Source organism: Longibacter sp., from assembly GCF_051155795.1.
Classification (GTDB): Bacteria; Bacteroidota; Rhodothermia; order Rhodothermales; family Salinibacteraceae; genus Longibacter.
Window position 1 is genome coordinate 1 of the sequence record NZ_DAXETW010000074.1, and the last position, 19,877, is coordinate 19,877.

14 protein-coding genes and 1 pseudogene are annotated in these 19,877 nt (G+C 60.3%); 12 read left to right on the forward strand and 3 right to left on the reverse strand.

Annotation, left to right across the window (positions count from 1 at the left end; all coding sequences use genetic code 11):
• The 3 genes from ACFCU0_RS08050 to ACFCU0_RS08060 all read right to left on the reverse strand — a co-directional run.
• The coding region (locus tag ACFCU0_RS08050) for a helix-turn-helix domain-containing protein (RefSeq protein WP_434973149.1) at nucleotides 1–302 on the reverse strand (302 nt) is incomplete at its 3' end.
• Nucleotides 303–321: 19 nt separating this feature from the next.
• A complete protein-coding gene (locus tag ACFCU0_RS08055) occupies nucleotides 322–690 on the reverse strand; it encodes a type II toxin-antitoxin system RelE/ParE family toxin (protein ID WP_434973150.1) in 369 nt (122 codons plus the stop codon).
• A 767-nt stretch (nucleotides 691–1,457) separates the two neighbouring features.
• The gene (locus tag ACFCU0_RS08060) at nucleotides 1,458–2,024 is read right to left on the reverse strand and encodes a recombinase family protein (RefSeq protein WP_434973151.1); all 567 of its coding nucleotides are present in this window, start codon (nucleotides 2,022–2,024) and stop codon (nucleotides 1,458–1,460) included.
• A 1,437-nt stretch (nucleotides 2,025–3,461) separates the two neighbouring features.
• Here ACFCU0_RS08060 and tssB point away from each other — a divergent pair.
• The 12 genes and pseudogenes from tssB (at nucleotide 3,462) to ACFCU0_RS08120 (ending at nucleotide 19,807) form a co-directional block, all read left to right on the forward strand.
• Nucleotides 3,462–3,992: a type VI secretion system contractile sheath small subunit gene (tssB, locus tag ACFCU0_RS08065; RefSeq protein ID WP_434973152.1), complete on the forward strand. Its 531-nt coding sequence runs from the start codon at nucleotides 3,462–3,464 to the stop codon at nucleotides 3,990–3,992.
• A 54-nt stretch (nucleotides 3,993–4,046) separates the two neighbouring features.
• Nucleotides 4,047–5,585 (forward strand): type VI secretion system contractile sheath large subunit, encoded by a 1,539-nt coding sequence (gene tssC, locus ACFCU0_RS08070; protein ID WP_434973153.1) that lies wholly within the window; start codon nucleotides 4,047–4,049, stop codon nucleotides 5,583–5,585.
• 299 nt (nucleotides 5,586–5,884) lie between these two features.
• A complete protein-coding gene (gene tssD, locus ACFCU0_RS08075) occupies nucleotides 5,885–6,361 on the forward strand; it encodes a type VI secretion system tube protein TssD (protein WP_434973154.1) in 477 nt (158 codons plus the stop codon).
• Between the two features lie 197 nt (nucleotides 6,362–6,558).
• The gene (tssE, locus tag ACFCU0_RS08080) at nucleotides 6,559–6,981 is read left to right on the forward strand and encodes a type VI secretion system baseplate subunit TssE (RefSeq protein ID WP_434973155.1); all 423 of its coding nucleotides are present in this window, start codon (nucleotides 6,559–6,561) and stop codon (nucleotides 6,979–6,981) included.
• Between the two features lie 164 nt (nucleotides 6,982–7,145).
• The gene (gene tssF, locus ACFCU0_RS08085) at nucleotides 7,146–8,888 is read left to right on the forward strand and encodes a type VI secretion system baseplate subunit TssF (protein ID WP_434973156.1); all 1,743 of its coding nucleotides are present in this window, start codon (nucleotides 7,146–7,148) and stop codon (nucleotides 8,886–8,888) included.
• Nucleotides 8,889–8,998: 110 nt separating this feature from the next.
• On the forward strand, nucleotides 8,999–10,135 hold the full coding sequence (locus ACFCU0_RS08090) for a type VI secretion system baseplate subunit TssG (RefSeq protein WP_434973157.1): 1,137 nt from the start codon (nucleotides 8,999–9,001) through the stop codon (nucleotides 10,133–10,135).
• Nucleotides 10,136–10,224: 89 nt separating this feature from the next.
• Nucleotides 10,225–13,176, forward strand: a complete 2,952-nt coding sequence (tssH, locus tag ACFCU0_RS08095; RefSeq protein WP_434973158.1) for a type VI secretion system ATPase TssH — start codon at nucleotides 10,225–10,227, stop codon at nucleotides 13,174–13,176.
• Between the two features lie 803 nt (nucleotides 13,177–13,979).
• Nucleotides 13,980–16,211: a type VI secretion system Vgr family protein gene (locus tag ACFCU0_RS08100; protein WP_434973159.1), complete on the forward strand. Its 2,232-nt coding sequence runs from the start codon at nucleotides 13,980–13,982 to the stop codon at nucleotides 16,209–16,211.
• Between the two features lie 108 nt (nucleotides 16,212–16,319).
• A complete protein-coding gene (locus ACFCU0_RS08105; protein WP_434973160.1) occupies nucleotides 16,320–16,841 on the forward strand; it encodes a DcrB-related protein in 522 nt (173 codons plus the stop codon).
• A gap of 77 nt (nucleotides 16,842–16,918) precedes the next feature.
• Nucleotides 16,919–17,212, forward strand: a pseudogene (locus ACFCU0_RS08110) (PAAR domain-containing protein); the annotation flags it as partial.
• A gap of 216 nt (nucleotides 17,213–17,428) precedes the next feature.
• Nucleotides 17,429–18,481, forward strand: a complete 1,053-nt coding sequence (locus ACFCU0_RS08115) for a peptidoglycan-binding domain-containing protein (protein ID WP_434973185.1) — start codon at nucleotides 17,429–17,431, stop codon at nucleotides 18,479–18,481.
• 24 nt (nucleotides 18,482–18,505) lie between these two features.
• Complete coding sequence (locus ACFCU0_RS08120; protein ID WP_434973161.1) at nucleotides 18,506–19,807, forward strand: hypothetical protein; 1,302 nt, start codon at nucleotides 18,506–18,508, stop codon at nucleotides 19,805–19,807.
• Nucleotides 19,808–19,877 lie beyond the last annotated feature (70 nt).

Consider the following 19,877-nt stretch of genomic DNA (forward strand, 5'->3'; position numbering starts at 1 on the left):
TGTAGGCCATCTTCTTCGTCGAAGATCACGTCGACGTTGATGCCGGCGTGGTGACACATGTCAATTAGTGCGTCGATCGTGAAGCCGCTGATGCGGCCGTTGAGAAGACGACTGATGCGAGACTGGTCAACCTTTAGCTCCTCTGCGGCTACAGATTGGGTATAACCCTCTTCTTTAATGTGTGCGGTGAGGCGAACGGCGAGTTTGGAACGGATCTTCATACTTGCAGCGCGTTCTTTGTCTTTAATGACGTCGAATGCGCTATCGTATGGGCCGTCGAAGGTCGTTTCGGTGGGTTTCATGGGTCCAGGAGGGTTGTTGCTACGACTGGGATAGCTGCCGGCTATATTCTTTCGCGTCCTCGTATCTACTCGAGATTCGCTCCTGAATATTTTTAGATAGCTTGTTTCCTGTTGGGGACTTCTTGTTGAAGGCGTCCAACACAAAAATGCCAGCACTCAGTTTGACGACGTAGACAATGCGGTAGGTATTGGTGTCGTAAGGGATTTTCAGCTCTTGGACGCCTGAGCCAATGCCACTAAGGTAGCCGAATTTGCATTCGGGCTGAAGCCCTTGTTGCACCCGGTCCAAGTTATGACCAGCATCATCCTGTATGGGGGCTGGGAGATTCTGATAGTCCTTCTTAGCAGCTGGGTGAAAATATAGCTTTTGACGATGGCTCTCAGGCATTGACAGGACTATCTACTGACGTAATGCAAATCTGCATAACGTCTATGGCGTTAGTCTGGAGACGTTCCTAAAACTCTGGCAGACGTTACAAATCACATGTTCTGGCTTCCGGGAATGGAGTCTTGCTGTATGTCAGAGCTCCGATGGGAAAGCTTTTCGGCGGCTCTTGTGCCGTCCGTCGGAGTCGCTCCACCGGACAAACGCAACGACAGGGTCAACCTTCTACGGCTCCGTAGGCCAATATTCAACGAGGAACGTGAACCGTCCAGCAGGTCGAAGAACGAGGTCAACGGGTAGTTTCTCTCTGAGATCAAACCGGTTATGCTCAGAAATCGGCATCTCGTAGATCCAAAGCTCAATGTCCCAAGCTTTCTCTCTCGCTTCGTCATCGTTCGGAGTGTAACCGTGAAAAGTCCTCCTCCACCGATTTTGCCTCGCCCTTGTTTCGCGAACTCGACTTTGAGGTTGGAGCTTGGAGTGCCAGTTCCGTCGTCCTCGCTATTCTGTATCCAGCTTCTGGTTTTTGAGACGGCTCCTATTGTAAGCATGACTAAAAAAGAAGTACCAACTGTTGCGAGCACGCTAGAGACAACCGGATTTTCCTTGATCCATGGAAGGACTTCCTCCATGTGAGATGAGCTAAAAGAGAGACTGAAGGAGTTGTAACCCCCTGTTTAATTGCGGTGCGGGTATTGAGAAACCAAACCTGAACGTGGAAAATGGACACAGAAACCCGGCAATGACCGCAAGAAATTTAGTTTCACGTATTAGCGTCGGCGTTTGCCATCGGGTCCGACGGATCGATACAGCGTCGCCTTTGACAGATCGAACCGCTCGCAGATTTGCGCGGTCGAGACGTACGGGTCCTTCATGAGTGCCTGGACCTGCGGCAGGTCCTCCTCCGAGAGCGCCCTGGGCCGTCCACCCACCCGTCCGCGTTCTCTTGCCGCCCGCAGCCCGGCCACCGTCCGCTCCCGGGCGATTTCCCGCTCAAACTCAGCCAAAGCGCCGAAGAGGTGAAACGCCAATCGGCCCTGCGCGGTGGTCGTGTCGATCCCTTCGGTGAGACTGACAAACTCAACGCCCCGTTCGTCCAGGGCTTCGATCTTGGTGACGAGGTCTTTCAGCGACCGGCCGAATCGATCGAGGCGCCAAACCACCAGGGTATCGCCTTCTCTGAGGTGCTCCAGGCATTTATCGAGCTCTGGGCGGCTCGATGTCGCGCCCGAGATCGTATCGGTGTACGTCTTCTTGCAATCTGCCGCTTCTAAGGCGTCCAGTTGAAGGTTGAGTTTCTGTTCGCCGGTCGATACACGGGCATATCCGATGCGCATGGGAGGGAAGCCCCGTCAGAGGGCTGTCTGTATCATAGGTCACAAACTAAAAAACCTATGCACAAGGCTTCGTATTACGGCCTCCACAGAGGGGTGTCAATAAACGAACGGTTTCTGACCCCTCTGGGAATCCCGGTCTCCGCGAGCTCAGAAGGGTTCGTTCAGATGCCCCCTTTTTGACACCTCCTAAAGACCGTTATGCGCCTGCTTTTGCAGCGACCGACTCTTTCGTAATCGGGTTCATGGCAAGCCGATCGCACATGACCCCGTGCCCACCTTCTGAAGCATGTGCTTGATGAGTAGCAGACACGTTCGGCTACCGGTTCTCCGTTTCGACGTGCTGTGGAGTAAGGAATTGCATGTTGCCGACGTCGTGTCCACGGTGAAACCAGTAGACGCGAGCCCTCGACTCATTTCACGCCCCGCCCGCTCATACGTGTGCCCACGCCTGCCTGGATCGCTCGATAGGATCTACGATCAATGGGGTCTACGAACCGTGACGGGGATCCTGGCAGCCTATCCGGTTGAGGCCAGCGGCTATTCAGGCCAACGACAATCAAGGCTAGCGGCGACGATCTTATCCGCCTGTGCATCTACGCCGTACCAGAGGCCGGTCGCGCGCCCAAGTGCAATCGGTTATTTGATCACAGCGCTCATGTCGCACCGCGCGGTCGTCCAGTTCGGGGCAAAGTAGATCTCGGTCGCGTCGCCAGAACCCCGGCGCATGATGGGTACCCTGCACATCGGAGAGTATACGTCGCTCCTTCATATCGGCGTTGCATGCTCGCTCGGGGGCACAGTGTCAACAATATGAAAACGGCGTGACCGCTTTTCGGCGGATTTCACGCATAGAAGAGTGAAGCGGGAAGCGATTTCCCGGATTCGTGGCCGTACGACCCTTTGCACATCGCGAAGCTGGTCAAAACGATCCGTGGTCAACCGAGGGGGGATGACTCAATGTATCCATCCATGTATCGCGCAATGCATCGCCACCGGGCGCGACAAAACGAATTGTCGTGCCCCACCAACGGGACCTTGCGGGTTGGCGGTGCCCTCCGCACCTGAGATCCGTGTGACCCAGGGAGAGCGTGCGAACTGCAAGAGTCGACAGGGCCTGGATGACGACGCGAAAGCCCTTCGGTATGGGACTGGATTCATCCAAAGCTCCCGTCATTCTCGATTATTGGAGAATGATTGGACCGGAAGACCATCCATTTCTCCCCTTCCCCTTTGAGAGTTGGAGCGAGAGGCCAGTGGTGAACATGGTGTAAATTGCATGATCCTGTTCCGGAACCCGGAAGGTTCAGTCGCTCCCTGCGGGACACTGTGCCCGTTCTGCTCTCGATGCGGCCCCTTGAGTTGCTACCTGTGTTTTAACTCCTGACTGTACTCCCGACGTGTGAACCTCCGCCTTTCACCAGCTTCCATCGACCCGTTATGTCGTTTCAAAAAGAAAAACCCCCTTCGCGCATCAACCTCTTTCTGGAGTTGCAGAAGGGCGATGCCGAGGAAAAAGTCGAGCTTCCCCTTCGCCTGTTGATGATGGGCGACTACCTTGGTCGAGAGGACGACACGCCGCTTGCCGACCGGGAATCGATCAACATCACGAGCGATAACTTCGACGCCGTGATGGAGTCGATGGATTTGGGGCTCGACTACACCGTGCCCGACCGTCTGAGCGAAGACGACGGCGAGATTGCCGTCGAGATCGACATCCAGAATATGAAGGACTTCAAGCCGGAGAGCGTCGCGCGACAGGTGCCCCAGCTCACGCGGCTTCTTGCGATGCGGAACCTGTTGCAGGATCTGCGCAACCGCGTGGTGAGCACTCGGGAGTTCCGCAAAAAGCTCGAAGAGATCGTAAGTGACGACGACGCGCTGCAGGCCCTCGCCGAGGAGCTCGACCAGTTCGTCCCGCCCGCGGGTGCCAAAGCCACGGACGGAGCGGCGCCCGACGACGTAGAATAGCCGTCGACTGTTTCCTTTCGGTTCGAGTCCCACTTCAACCCGACACGACACACCATGGCTGACGCAAAATCCGCACAGACGCCCGATGCGGCCGAAACCGTTCAGACGGAAGAAAAAGCCAGTCTCCTCGACAACATCTTCGCGCAGGTCGACGTCCACGCGCCGTCGAAGCAAGTAGACATCGACGAGTTCGACGACAACGAGGCCAATGCGGAAAAAGAAAAGGGAGCACTCGTCGCCGCTGCCCTCCGCGTGTTTCTCGATGCCGTTGCTCAGCGCGAAGACAAGGTCGAGAAGATCGATAAATACCTGCTCGACGACCTCGTCGCCCAGATCGACGAGAAGATCAGCGAGCAGCTCGACGAAATCCTCCATCACGATGCGTTCCAGGAGCTGGAGTCGGCCTGGCGCGGGCTCAAGTTCGTCGTCGACCGGACGGACTTCCGCGAGAACGTGCAGATCGAGATGCTGAACGCGTCGAAGGACGATTTGCGGTATTCCTTCGAGGACGTGCCCGAGCTCATCCAGTCGCCGCTCTACGAGCAGGTGTACTTAGGCGCCTACGACCAGCCCGGAGCCGATCCGTACAGCGCCATCGTCTCGAACTACGAGTTCGAGAACACCGCGCCCGACATCGCCCTGCTGCAAAACGTGTCAAAGGTCGCCGCCTCGTCGCACTGTCCCTTCCTCGGCTCCGTTGGGCCGAAGTTTTTCGGGAAGGAGTCGATGGAGGACTGGAAGAAAATCCCGGATCTCGAGGCACACCTGAGCACGGTGGAATACACCAAGTGGAATGCCTTCCGCGACACCGAAGACGCTCGGTACGTAGGGCTGACGTTTCCCAAGTTCATGTCTCGCCTTCCCTACGGACCCGATACCGTTCCGGTGAAGGGCTTCGGATACGAAGAAGGGGTCACCGGCGAGGATCACGAGAAGTACCTGTGGAGCAACGCCGTCTTCCCGATGGCAGCCAACATGGTGCGGGCGTTTATCAATGACGGGTGGACGAACCAGATTCGCGGCCCGCAGTCCGGCGGCAAGGTCGAAGACCTCCCCGTGCACCTGTACGACGCCGGTCGTGGCAAGCAGATGAAGATCCCCACCGAGGTGCCGATCAGCGAGACGCTCGAGTTTGAAGCGGCCAACCTCGGCTTTATTCCCTTGAGCGTGTACGAGGGTCGAGACTACGCCTGCTTCTTCTCCGCCAACTCCGCGCAGCGGCCCACGGAGTACGACGACCCGCAGGCGACGGCGAATAGCCGCATCAACGCGCGCCTACCGTACGTCCTGCTCGCATCCCGCATTGCGCATTATCTGAAGGTGCTGCAGCGCGAGAACATCGGCGCCACGAAAGATGCAAGCGTGATCCAGAACGAGCTGAATAACTGGATGCGCAACCTGATCACGCGCATGCCCAACCCGACGGAGGACTTGATCGCCAAGTACCCGCTCCGCGATGGAAAGGTGACCGTCGAGGATATCGAGTCAAACCCTGGCTTCTACCGCGTCTCGATGATGATTATGCCGCACTTCCAGATCGAAGGCATGGACATCAACCTGTCGCTCGTCGGCAAAATGCCGAAGGCCGAATAACCGTTTGGCAAGACGGCAACGTGGCAGGACGGCAACGTCCGTGTCGCCCCACGGTCCACGCACATGCCGCAGCCCGGGCAGATGCAGGTTGGCCACGGGTACGCGGAATCTTAGAAATCTTATGAGTCAAGCAGTATCGCATGGAGGCCGGAGTGGTTTTCCTCCACGTGTCTCCCGTGCGACCCGTAGCGTTTGCGGAGCCGCCGACGTTTCCGGCGCTCGCGAAGCAGTACCTAAGCACCATCGAACGAATCACGCCAATCCAAGAACGAAAACCCCAACGAGGGAGGATACCAGTTATGGCACTTGAATGCGCCCTGAAGTACTCGAACGGAATTGAAGGCGACAACCTGAAGGGGGGTCGCGAGGGCACCACACAGGTCGTGCAAGTCAATCACCGCGTCGATATCCCCACCGATTCGCAGCGCGGCATCCCGATGGGGGAGCGCCGGCACGGAAAAATGAACCTGATCCTGGAAGCCGACCGCGCCATCCCATCGCTATATCAGGCGGTCTGCCGTGGGGAGGTGCTCGAGGAGCTCGAACTGATGTGGTACCGCATCACGGATGATGGGCTTCAGGAGCACTATTTCTCCCACATGATGACGAACGTACGGGTTGCTGCGGTCGAAATGCAGCTCCCGGACACCCAGAACCCCGAGCTTGATGAAACGGGTCATCGGGCCGCCGTGGATCTTTCGTACGAGAAGATTCTCTGGAAGCACATTTCCGCGGGCATGGAGTACGAAGACGGATGGGCCGTCGAGATGGCGTAGGCCGTCTTCCCTGCAAGACTGCTCCCCTGAGCGGCGCCGGAGGATTCTGCCCGGTGCCGCTCTCGGGCTGCAGACCGTCGCGCACAAGCCACGCGCGGTCCTGGCGAAGCAAAGCGCATCGCTCGAGCGCGTTTCAGGTTGCTGGCGCACTCTGCGCGTTGCAGCCACGGGTTGTCCCTCATGGATCGTAATTGCTTATGGATGCCGGACTCTTCGACGTGTTGAGTGGGCGCTTCGCGGACGGGCGCCGCATCGATAGCGTGGCTCAGGATGAGCGCACGCTGATGAGCGTCGTTACCCACCTGAATCACCTGCTCAGCACCCGGCGTGGATCGCTCCGCCACATGCCGGATTACGGCCTGCCAAGCATCTCGGAGATTTATCGCGACATGCCGGACTCGGTCGTGGATCTCCAGCGATCGATCAAGTCGACCGTCGAACGCTTCGAGCCGCGCCTCAAACGCGTCCACGTCACCTACAAGGAAACCGACCGTCTCAACATGCGGCTCGTGTTTCTGCTTGCAGGGGAGCTTGAGAACGGGCAGCGCGCTGAGTTTCAGACGGTCTTCTCCTCCCACGAACTCGTCAACGTGGCGGCTTCACGAGACCGACATCGCTAATCGACCTCACCAGCATCCGTACGGGTCTCATGGTCGACTTCATCGGCCTCGCCGTCATGTTTGTCGATGACATCGCCCCGTTCAGAGATTGCGCCGTCCGAACGTAGAGACCGCGCCGCGCCGGATTTTGCCGACCACCGTCCACCGTTCCACGCTTCTGCGCTATGATCCAGGATTACTTTGAGGATGAGATGCGCTACCTGCAGGAGGCGGGTCGTGCGTTTGCCGAGGTCCACCCCGATCAGGCGCGATACCTGAACGTGGATAGCTTGACCGATCGGGACCCGCACGTGGAGCGCCTCTTTGAGGGCGTGGCGTTTCTGACGGCACGTGTTCGCGAGCGGCTCGACGACGAGCTTCCGCAGTATTCCGAAGGGTTGCTTCGGTTGATGCACCCGCACCTCGTCCGCCCGGTGCCCTCGTTCTCGATTCTGGAGTTCACACCGCGGCCCAGCATGCTGCAGGAAACGACCGTGTTCGAACCGGGCGTCGAGGTCCAGTCACGAGCCGTCGGGGACGAGTCAACGCCGTGTCGGTTCACCACTACGTACCCGGTCACCCTACAGCCCATCGAACTCACCGACGTCGGCCTCGAATGGCCTGATCCGTCGTCCACGTCCGCGACGCTCACGTTTTCCGTCGATCGGAACGCGACGCTGGCTGATCTGGATCTCGATCGCCTTCGGTTGTACTTCTACGCCGACCCGTCGGACGCGAGCCGGATGTATCTTTATTTCACCCGGCACGTCTCGGGCCTGACGATTCAGGCGGGGGACCAGACCGTTCATCGGCACGGGCAAAAGTGGGTGCGTCCGGTCGGATTGCAGTCCGACGAAGGACTGGTGCCGTACTCGAAGCAGTCCTTCACCGGATACCGGCTGCTCCAGGAGTATTTTTGCTTCCGTCCTAAATTCTGGTTCATCGATATCTGCGGGCTCGACGCCCTGGCTTCGATGCCGGAGACGTCTACGTTCTCCGTCCAGGTCCACTTCGACCGGTCGTATCCCGAAAAGTGGGCCTTCGGAAAGGAGAATCTTCGGATGCACTGCACGCCGGTCGTGAACCTCTTCGAGACCGACGCCGAGCCGGTTCGCGTCACGCACCGCGCGTCGGAGTACCGGGTGCGCGGGGACATGCGCCGCCCCGAGAGCGTGTCCGTGTACTCAATCCAGGATGTCGTCGGCACGGTGTCCTCAACTGGACAGCGGAAGTCGTATCAGCCGTTCCTGTCGATGCGCCACGACACGGGCGACGACCCCGTCTACTCAGAAACCGCCCGCATCGGGCCGACCGGGTCGTACGACACTTTCCTGTCCATCGGGGGCGTCGGCGCCTCCGTGGAAGAGCTTGCCGAGGAGACACTCACCGTCGAGGTGCGCTGCACGAACGGCAACACGCCCCGCGAGGAGCTTCGCGAGGGAGACATCACCGAACCTGGATCGGGCTACGTCAATGTGGCCTCCTTCCGCAACCTGACGCAACCGTCTCGCGAAATCCTCCCTCCCCTCGACCGGCATCCGCGGCTGTACTGGATGCTGATCTCGCATCTCGCCCACAATCGAACCTCCGTCCTGTCGGTAGAGGCACTCAAGCGCACGCTCGCCCTGTATGACTGGGCGGACACCCCCGCCACGCGGCGCCGGATCGAAGGCATTCGCCGGGTGGACTGGGAGCCGTCCGAACGCCTGGATCGCGGGAGTATTCGCCGGGGCGTCGACGTCGAGATCGAAGTCGAGGACGGGCATTTTGCCGACGAGGGCGACCTCGCCCTGTTCGGCAACGTCCTCAGCCGGTTTCTGTCGACATACGCGACGATCAACACCTTCGTGCACCTCACGATTCTCACTCATCCATCCAACCGCCGCCTGACGTGGGATCCTCTGGACGGGACGCTGCCGCTTCTATAGATGCGGTGGCCACAGACGAACGGGATGGCGAGACCCCGCGTGGGCTCTCTTCCCCCCATGCTTCGGAGACGAAACCGGGCAGGGGGGAGGCGGCCGTGAGGGGCACCGTCATGCAGGATCTCTTCAATCAGGCCTACCGATTTGAGTTTTTCCAGGCCCTGTGGCTGCTGCAACAGCGATTCGGGGGCCGTCATCCCGATGAGATGTTCGAGGTCTCGCCACGGCGCGCGGACGCCCGCCTTCGGATTACCGCGGACGGGTCGACGGTCTTTCCTGCCTCCGATGTTCGGCGGATCGAGGCGATTGACAATCCCGACCGTTCGGAGACGCCGATTGTCGACGTCACGGTCACGTTTATGGGGCTATACGGCATCAATTCGCCGCTGCCGTCCTACTTTGTCGAGCATGTTGCCCGGTCGGATGAAGGCAGTCTCCAGGCGTTCCTCGACATTTTCAACCACCGGGTTTACAGCCTCTTTTTCCGTTCCTGGAAAAAGTACCGGCCGCTTCTTGACCTGACGCAGCTCCGCCCGGATCGGCAGACCTCAACGCACGCTCACGTGTTTCGGAGCCTGGCTGGGCTCGGCGTCCACCACCAGCCGCCCGCTGACCGGCATCGTCGTATCTCAGGCTCCTCCGGCGGGTCGTCTCTCGATGCAGCGTCCACGGCGCAGGCCGGAGAGGATCCCTCTCCGGCGAACCCGCCGAACGTTGCACCGGGCGCGCATCCCTCTCGCCTTCACTGGGCCGCCTTCGCCGGTCGGCTGTCGGGCCATGTACGCAACCGGGAGGGGCTTGAAGCCCTCCTCAGCCACGTGCTCGACGTTCCCGTTCGCGTGCGAGAAAATATTGGACGCTGGACCGCTATCAGCCAGCGCCCGACGCTCGGGCGCCGCAGCTCTCGGCCGGTTGGTCTGGGTGGAGACGGCGTCGTTGGCGGACGCCTATACGACGTGGCGGGGAAATTTCGGATCGCCGTCGGTCCCCTCGACCTGTCGGCCTATCGCGCCCTCCGTCCCGGCGGTGCAAAAGCCGACCTCCTGCGCTCCGCGGTGGGTCTGTATCTCAACGGGTCGCTCGACTACGACGTCGAGCTTCTCCTCGATCCGAGCGAACTTCAACCGGCTGCGCTCGGGGACAAACGCTCCCGGGTGGGCTCGACGGCCCGACTCGGACGCCCCCCCGACCAGCTCGTCTCCGAGGTCGTCGCGTACGACACCCGCCCCCCGACCTCCGCCTCCCCGTAGTCCGACGAGCGCCGAGGTTTCGGCTTTCTTCGCGTGGGACTCATCGCTACCGTTCTGCCTTTTGTCGATTTCACCTGATCCGTCTCGCCATGGTTGCCAAAGACGTCAAAAAGCTGCTGCAGAAGCTGAACGACCACTCGACCCGTGCCCTCGAAGCGGCCGCGGGGTTCTGCACCTCGCGCATGCACTACGAGGTCACCCTCCATCATCTCCTCCTGAAGCTGATGGAGGACGGCGGCGGCGACATTCCGCGGATCTTAAGCCACTTCGGCGTCGACGACGGTGAGCTCTGGCAGGCGCTGCTGGTCCACATCGACGAACTGAAAGCCGGAAACACGGGGCGGCCAACGTTCTCCCCGCCGTTGATGGACCTCCTGGAGGATGCCCTGGTCGTCGCGACCGTTCACCATGACGCCCGGGCCATTCGGTCTGGCTACATCCTCGAAGCGCTTCGCGAGCATCCGACGCTGTTTACCGGAGAAATCGCCGAGGCGCTCGCCCCCATCCGATCGGATGAACTCCGGGAGCAGTTTCGGGACATCACCGCAGGGTCTGATGAAGACCGCGTCTCGCGAACGACGCGGCCGATGACGTCGGCGGCCCCGGCGTCGGACGGTGAGACGGCCGACGATAGCGCCCTCGGCCAGTACACCTACAACCTGACCCAACAGGCCCGCGGCGGAGACATCGACCCGATCTATGCGCGCGACGGGGAGATCCGACAGATCGTCGACATCCTCAGCCGGCGTCGCAAGAACAACCCCATTCTCGTCGGGGAGGCCGGCGTCGGAAAGACGGCCGTGGTCGAAGGGTTGGCGCTTCGCGTTGCGGCGGGGGACGTCCCGAAAAGCCTCGCCGAAGCCGAAATCCGGGTCCTGGACCTCGGGCTCCTTCAGGCAGGCGCCGGGGTCAAGGGCGAATTCGAGAGCCGTCTCAAGTCCGTCATCCAGGAAGTCCGGGAGGCTGCGCGCCCGACCCTGTTGTTTATCGACGAGGCCCACACCCTCATCGGGGCCGGCGGAAAATCGGGGACCGGCGACGCCGCAAACCTTCTCAAGCCCGCCCTCGCTCGCGGCGAGCTCCGGACGATTGCTGCGACGACGTGGTCCGAATACAAGCAGTACATCGAAAAAGACCCGGCCCTGGAGCGCCGGTTTCAGCTCGTCAAGATCGACGAGCCGTCCCCTGACATGGCGACGATCATGCTTCAGGGAATCAAATCGAAGTACGAATCCCACCACGACGTTCATATTACCGCCGAGGCCGCCCGCGCGGCTGCCTTTCTCTCGGATCGGTTTATCGCTGGGCGGCAGCTGCCCGATAAAGCCGTCGACCTGATGGACACGGCGGCGGCGCGCGTGAAGATGTCTCAAGACGCCCGGCCGGCGGCTCTCGACACTCTGCAGCGCCGTCTGGATCACTTGCACGTCGAACTTACCGCGCTGGAGCGCGACCTTTCCGCCCGCCTTCGTGCTGACGACGGCGAGCTCGATACGCTGCGAGAGCGCATCGAGGCCCTCGAAGCCGAGTACGCAACCCTCGAGGCGCGATGGCATTCCGAGCGATCGCTGGTGGACGAGATCGAAGACGTTCGGCGGAAGATCATCGGCGGGTCGGTGGTGTCGGGAGATGGTGTCTCCGGGGACGGCGCCTCGGAATCCGGCGCGTTGACGGCCGGCACCCCAACACCGAAGCCCGCGAGCACATCGGAGTCGTCGGACGAGCCGGATGTGGAAGACGCGGAGGCGTCTCCCAATCCATCGGAAATGACGGAGTCCGACGCTCAGGACGTGGTCGATGACCTGCACGGGCGGCTAGACCAACTTGGCGTCGACCTCGAAGCGCTCCGCGACGAGGAACCGGCCCTGGTGCATGCGGAGGTCAACGAAGACGCCGTCGCCCGCATCATCTCGGACTGGACGGGCATTCCTCTCGGCAACATGCTGCGCGATGAGGCCGAGACCCTTCTTTCACTCGAGGACCGGCTGCAGTCCGTGATCCGCGGGCAGAACGAAGCCCTTGGCGAAGTGGCGGATTCAATTCGTTCGGCCAAGGCCGGAATGGGCAATCCCGACGCCCCGATCGCCGTATTCTTGCTCGTCGGTCCGTCCGGGGTGGGCAAGACCGAGACCGCTCGCCAGCTCGCGCGGCAGCTCTTCGGAGGCGAACGCTTCCTGACGACGATCAACATGAGCGAGTACCAGGAAAGCCACACCGTCGCCCAGCTCAAGGGGGCGCCTCCCGGATACGTCGGCTATGGGGAAGGCGGCATTCTGACCGAGGCGGTCCGCCGACGACCGTACTCGGTGGTTCTCCTCGACGAGGTCGAGAAGGCGCACGTCGATGTCATGGAGCTTTTCTACCAGGTCTTCGACCGCGGATTCATGCGCGACGGCGAAGGGCGGGAAATAAGCTTCAAAAACACCGTCATCCTGATGACGTCGAACATCGGCTCGGACGTCTTTCTGCAGGTGTGCACCGAAGACGAGCGCCCCACGCCCGACCAGCTCCGGGAGGCAATCCATAGCCGGCTCGTCAATCACTTTCAGGCCGCGCTCCTGGCCCGGATGAAGGTCGTTCCGTACTACCCGCTCGTCAAAGACGCGATGATGGAGATCACGCGTCTGAAGCTCGGCACCATCGGCACCCGACTGGAGCGGGCACACGAGATGGAGTTCGGCTTTGCGCCGGACGTCGTCGATCGAATCGCCGAGCGTTGTACCCAGGTCGACTCCGGCGCCCGGAATATCGACTTTATCCTTGACCGGACGGTTTTACCGGAAGCGTCTCGTGCACTCCTGGGGCATATGGCCGAAGAGACGATGCCGAACGCTCTGACCCTCGGGTTCGACGACGAAGGCAACTTCACGTACACGTTCGGGGACGAGATTCAAAGCGAGGCTCGCTCGGCCGAACCCTTCGCCGAGGCCGGCGCTTCCGACATCGTGGACCCCTCCTCGGCGTTCGATCACGAGCAGGAATCGGCAGCCACTCATTCCTCGGATGAAGAAGAGACGACGGACGCCTCCCGACCCGGATAGGTCCCTGGCGGGCCGCCTCCGCGTGGGGCCCAGCGATGCATCCATCACGCTCAGAACTCCGTATTCCCTGCTGGTTTTTGGCAGGCATGAGAGATGACCCTGGTGAGACGTGCGCCCGAAACCAGCACCCTCGACCTCTGGCCCTATGTCTGATTGCATCCCCCATGATGCTGACGATCGCTTCGCGGTCTCCAGGCTGCGTCTGCACTCTGCGTCTCGATGTCTGTACCGACGTCTTAACCGACGCCGTTACCGTTTTCCTCACCGGGGCCGAGGCCGTGGCTTAGCCCGTCGATGTCGAAATTGCCGCTCCGGCCCCCAACAGAGGCCCATCGTTCGCTTCCCCGGTCGCGAACGGGTCTTCGCCGGGGCCGCGGTGCTGAAGGACGGGCGGCCCGTGGCAATCGCATCGCACCTTACCCGCGCTCCCGTTGCATCATCCTCAGGAGATACCGCTCCCCGCTAGACGACCGATCATGGCGATCTGCCAGGCGGTATATTTCAGCGACAATCTTACATCGTTCTGAATCGCTTTTTGGGGTTTAGATGTCATGCTGCGGGCCGATTTAACGCATTCTGTAGTAGCCGGTGCTCCCGGCATATCCGTTGAGCGATGGGGGAGCATAGCATTGTGATATCGGGCCTTTTCGTCCGAGACGTGATGCCATTACCCGGTGTGATACAAACGGGGACGTGTTCGACGGGGCGTCTGGCTTGCGCCCAGGCAGAGATTCCTCTCACCGGGCATAGACGATCATCCCTCGCACGGTTGCTTTCATCCTTTGCACAAGATGCCAGGCTCCATGTCTGATTTTGTTGCCAACGTTGCCCATCACCGCTTCGAGGTGTCGACGCTCAGTCCCGACGTCTTCACGGTCGTTGACTACACCGGCAAAGAGTTGATTTCACAACCCTTCGAATTTGAGATCGCTCTGGTTTCGGACGATCCCGAGGTTGCTTTCGCCGATGTCGTCAACCAGTCCGCTACGCTCACCACCCGCCGTGACATCGAGGGGGCGGAGGACGTCCCCACCTGTGGCATCGTCTCCGACTTCTACGAGGAGGGGCCCAGCGCGGACGGGCAGTACCGCTACCGCGCCGTCCTTGTCCCTCGCCTCTGGACGCTCTCGCTCCGCTATCAGAGCCGGATTTTCCAGGAGGCCACGGTCGAAGAGATCGTCACGCAGGTGCTTGAAGAGGCCGGCCTGCCCAGTTCTGGATTTCGCTTCGACCTGTCCGAGAGCTACTCGCCCCGCGAGTATTGCGTCCAGCATCAAGAGACCGATCTTGACTTCGTGCAGCGGCTGTTGGAATACGAGGGCATCCAATATTTCTTCGAGCATGACGGGACCGAAGACATTCTCGTCCTCACCGACGACCGTGCCCAGAACCCCGAGATGGCCCGTCCGTCCACGCTCGACTTCAACGCCAGCCAGGGCACCGTCCCGAGCGAGGAGGCGGTCTTTCGCTTCACGGGTCGCGAACGGGTGGTCACGGGATCGGTCGTCCTCAAAGACTACAACTACCGCACGCCCGAGACGCGGCTCGAGGTCGAGTCGAAGATCAACGATGACATGCCCGGGGTGCGCTACGAGTACGGCGAGGATTTCCCGGACACCGAGACCGGGAAGCGCCTCGCGCGGGTGCGGAACGAGGAGATTGAGTGCCAGCGGAAGGTCCTGAGGGGGGAAAGCACGTGTTCGGGCCTGCGACCGGGGCATACGTTTACGCTCGAAGGGCATTACCGGAGCGACGGAGACGGCGAGTATCTGGTCACCGAGGTCGAGCATCGCGGAGCGCATGGGGCAACCCGAAACCTCTTCGGCGGGGACGGCTCTTCTGGTTCTGCGCGGGACGCCGGCGGGGCGGGCCAGTCGGACGCGGGACACGCTGGAGGCGATGCCTCCGGGGAGGGCACGGCCGCACGCCCCGACGAGCCGGTCTACCGAAACACGTTCACGTGCATCCCGGCCGAGGTTGCCTACCGCCCGCCGCGACGGACGCCGGTGCCGAAAGTGCCCGGCATCATGACCGCGCGTACCGAGTCTACCGGGGGCGATTACGCCTACGTGGATGAAGAGGGCCGCTACCGGCTGAAAATGGACTTCGACCGCCGGACGGACACGAAGAGCGGTGAGGCGACGCTGCCCGTTCGGAAAGGGCAAATGCACACTGGACCCAATCACGGCGTTCACTTCGGCGAGCACGAGGACACCGAGATGATCTGGGCCTGCATGAACGGTGACCCCAACCGCCCCGTCGTGCTATCCAGCGTTTCCAATCCGTCGCAGAAGTCGCCGGTTGTGGCCGAGAATAAGGCCGAGAACATCATCCGGACGAAGGCGGGCAACCAGCTCATCATGGACGACACGGTCGACAAAGCGAAGGTTAAGCTCGAGAGTCCGGATGCAAACACGGTTCACCTCGACGACGAAAATGACCGGATTCAGCTTTCGACGACGAAGAAGCACGTCGTCACCCTCGACGACAAGAATGAGAATCTGACGCTGAAGACGGAAAAGGGGCATACGCTGATCTTTGACGACAAGAACGAAGCGATCACCCTCCAGAGCGCCAAGGAGCACATTGTCCGCATCAACGACAAGGACGAGGTCATCACCCTATCCGGTAAAGACCAGAAAAACCTTTTCGTGCTTGATCTGAAAAATGACAAGATCGTGATCAAGACTGAGAATGGGAGCATCGACATGCACGCCCCCAAGGGCAAGATCGATATTCAGGCCAAAGAGCTAAATGTCGAAACCAAGGGGGACACCAAGATGAAAGCCGCCAACATCAAGACGGAGGCGAAATCGGAGCATGCGATGAAAGCCGCGAACATGAAACTGGAGGCCCAGATGGACCTGAAGCAGAAGGGCACGAACGTGAAGTCGAAAGCATCGATGAACCACGAGACGTCGGGCATGAACGTGAAGTCGAAGGCCAGCATGCAGAACGACGTATCGGGGACCATGACCAACCTGAAAGCATCCGGCGTCAACACCATCCAGGGCTCCCTGGTGAAGATCAACTGAGGGATGACGTTCGGGGTGTGAGGGGACGGGAATCAGAGCACCACCCCGAGCGCCTCGGTCCCCGGAGCCCCAATTCCCTCTTTCATTCTCACCTTTCCCTCTTCCCCGATGGCACGCGTTCTTCCCCCGCCTTCGCGTCCGAGCCCGGCGGCATCGATGGAGTCTCGGACGTTCGTCGCTGATCGATTTTCAATCGACCTGGGAGTGGACTGGACCGACCGGACGGCGTATGTGCTGATGGGGCCTGAGGAGCACGACCTGCAGCACACGATCACGATCGCGACGGAAGACGAGGCGGGCGACGAGGATCTTCTCGCCTATGCATACCCGCAGGTTGACAGCATCCTCGAGACGCTGAAGGGGTGCCGATGCCAGGCGCGCGGACTCACCCGCCTCGACTGCGGCGTGCCAGCCTACTTCGCCGCATTTGTCTGGTGGCCCTCGGACGAGCGGCGGGTCTACCAGGAGGTCTGGTTTGTCTTGCATGAGGGGACGGGCTATCGAATCACGGCGTCCTTTACCCGCAAAACGAGAAAGACGCTTGGCCCCGCCGTCCGTCGCGCCGTTCACGGCTTCATCCCCGGCTCATCGCCGTTAAGAGCGAATAGGCGTTCCTCCGCTCGATCATAGCATCCCGATCTCGAGCTGCGCGACACGCTCGCGGCAAATGCCACCAACCACCTGCCACTAGCAACCTGAAACCCCTCATGAGCAAACCCGCAGCACGCATCGGCGACATGACGGCACACGGCGGCTCGATCGTCGCAGGGATGCCCACCGTTCTGATCGGCGGGATGCCCGCGGCGCGGCTGGGCGACATGCACGTCTGCCCGATGGCGACGCCCGCCGTTCCGCCCGTCCCGCACGTGGGCGGTCCGGTGACGCTCGGTAGCGCCGGGGTCATGATCGGCGGGATGCCCGCGGCCCGAATGGGTGATATGTGCGTCTGCGCCGGGCCTCCGGACTCGATCGTGATGGGCTGCCCGACGGTGCTGATCGGGGAGGTGGGCGCCGGGGCTGCCAGCGGAGGCGCGGGCGGTGGAGGCGGAGGGGCTGCCGGCGCCCGGGCAAGTGCTGTCGCAGCCACGATCGACACGGGCGTCAGCACCACCAGAGAAACGCACTGGATCGAGTTCGAATTCGTCGACAGCGCGGGGCTGCCGGTCGCCGGCGTCCCGTACACGTTCACGGACCCGGACGGCATCGAGCAGGAGGGCATGCTCCGTACCGATGGCACGATTCGGGTCGATGGCGTCTCCGAGGGCGAGGGCGAAGTGGTGCTCCGCAGCGTGCACGCCGCGCAGTGGGACACCGATCGCGCCAGCCCCGACGACAAACTGACGTTGACCGCAGACGTCATCGGCTTCGAGGACGGCACCCCCGCCCAGGTGCAAATCTTCGAGCGGGATCTGTCGGGTGCAGACACGGTCGTAGCCGATATCCAGACGACCGTAGAAAACGGTGCCGTCGAGGTTCAATGGCGGTACGAGTATCCGCCCGACCTGCCCGACGAGGAGCATCTGCGTCCTGAAGGCGAAGACCGGACGTTCTCTGCGCCGGATTACTACTTCGAGGTCGTGGTTGGCCCCAGTACGGCCCGGTCGCCCGTCCTCCTCATCGCGGATACCTTGGAAATCGAAGTCACGACCGAATCGGGCGAGGCTGTCTCGGGCCAACCCTACGTCATCATCACAGGCACCGGCGAGCGCCGCACGGGGACGCTTGACCGAGAGGGGAAGGCAAGCGAGAGGGACGTTCCGGTGTCCGACTGTATCGTGCGCATTCCGGAGCTTCCGGATCTGGAAGCCGGCGACGAGCAATTCGATGTCGATGAAGACGCAGGGTCCGACGATTCAGCATCCGAATCAGAGGCGCTGTCGGACGATTCCTTCCAAATTCAGATTCATGATGGGGAGACTGACGTGTCGAATGTTGCCTACACCGTCGACGTTGGGGGACGCACCGTGGAGGGACGGACGGACCGAGAGGGATGGACCGAACCGTTTCCCCTAAATGGAGCGGAAGAGATCACGGTGCACGCCCGGGGCCACACATTTCAGATCGAGCTTGCGAATGAGTATCGGTCCACGCTGGAAGAAGTACAGTCGCAACTCAATGCGCTTGGGTACAGCTGCGGAGACGTCGATGGAGACATGGGTCCCCGTACCCGTTCGGCTATCCGGGCATTTCAGAAAGAGAATTATCTTCCCGTGACCGGAGAGGTCGATGCTGTGTTTCAGCGCCTTCTACGATCAGAATTTCGTAGCTGATATTCCCCGTGAGCCGAAAAAGAGATGTCCGATCCGGACCAGGAAGAAACGGTGCTCTGGCGCGATCTCAAGATCACCGATCAAAAGATCGTATGTAAGAAGAGCGCCTCACGCTGCAAACTTCAGATTCAAGGCCTGACGTCGCCGTTCGTGCAGGGCATTGTGCGTGATTGGGACTATTTGCACGATTACCCGGATTCGGATCTTCCTCCCGTCAAGGACGAGGCCATTGCCTACGCCCGCCTGGAAAAAGCGATTGGACACACGAGGTACAATCGCTTGCATGCGATGACCGAAGATAAGAAAAAACAAACGGCAGCAGCTCTTGCAGCAGCTGTAGAAATGAAGGAAGACCTCTTTTCCGTCTCTGAAGACGGCAAAAACACGGACACGTTGCTAACGATTGCGGATCTGCTTGCCGTTGAGCGCCTGATCCAGAAAGAGCGTAAACGCTCGTCGAACGCGACCCTGAAAACATACTCAGACGCTCTGGACAACGTGGAAGCCTCGCTGGAGTGCGAACTGGGAAGGCCGGTTCATTCTCAGGGGATCCAGGATAAACTCCCGAATTGTTACTACCACGCGGTGCTGAATTGCATGCTCTTCACCCTTAGCAAGAAAGATCGCAAATCCATCATTACGTCGGACCTGGTGGATCCCGACAAGTACATTGTCGAGCTGGGTTCGATGAAGGTCAAAACGCGCGGGGCAACATGTTCGGAAATGCATTTTCTGTCTAAGGGAGGCCGTATTACTTCTAAAGATGCCATTGAATTCAAGTACTTGTGGTCATCCATTATAGAAGTGGCATATGCCAAGCATCTGATTGAAACACTTTCGAAGGACGAGCGCCTCTCAAGCTACAAACCGACCGTGAATCAGGGACAGGGAAGCACGGTTCTTCAGGTCTTGAGACATACCCCCATCAATTTAGGTGCTTCTCTCTCTATTTATGGGCTGAAAGGGTCCAGTTCTACGATGTACTTGAAGGACATGTCGCATCCTAAAATTACGAACTTTAGGCGGCACAAGCGCCAGAAGCCATCCATTCCGTTTGATATGAAAGCGGAGCCATCCGCACAGACGCTCAAGGACGCAGTGAAGACGGCTTGCAAAAAAGGCAAAGTCGTCGTGCTCGGGACGGATTTACCGACAGAAGGATTGAAGAAAAAAGACCATGCAGGGAATCACGCATTCGCTGTTTATGATCTCTACCGGTCCAATAAAAAGACCTACCTCAAGGTCTACAACCCTCATGGCTACGACGATTCGGTGGAGTTCTCGGAAGCCGTTGGCAACATGCTATCGGTGACGGTTGAAGATTAACGCATTGTGCTATGTCGGAGCGTTGCAGCGGGTCTTCGATCCGGCGACGAAACCTCCCAGATCCAGAGTC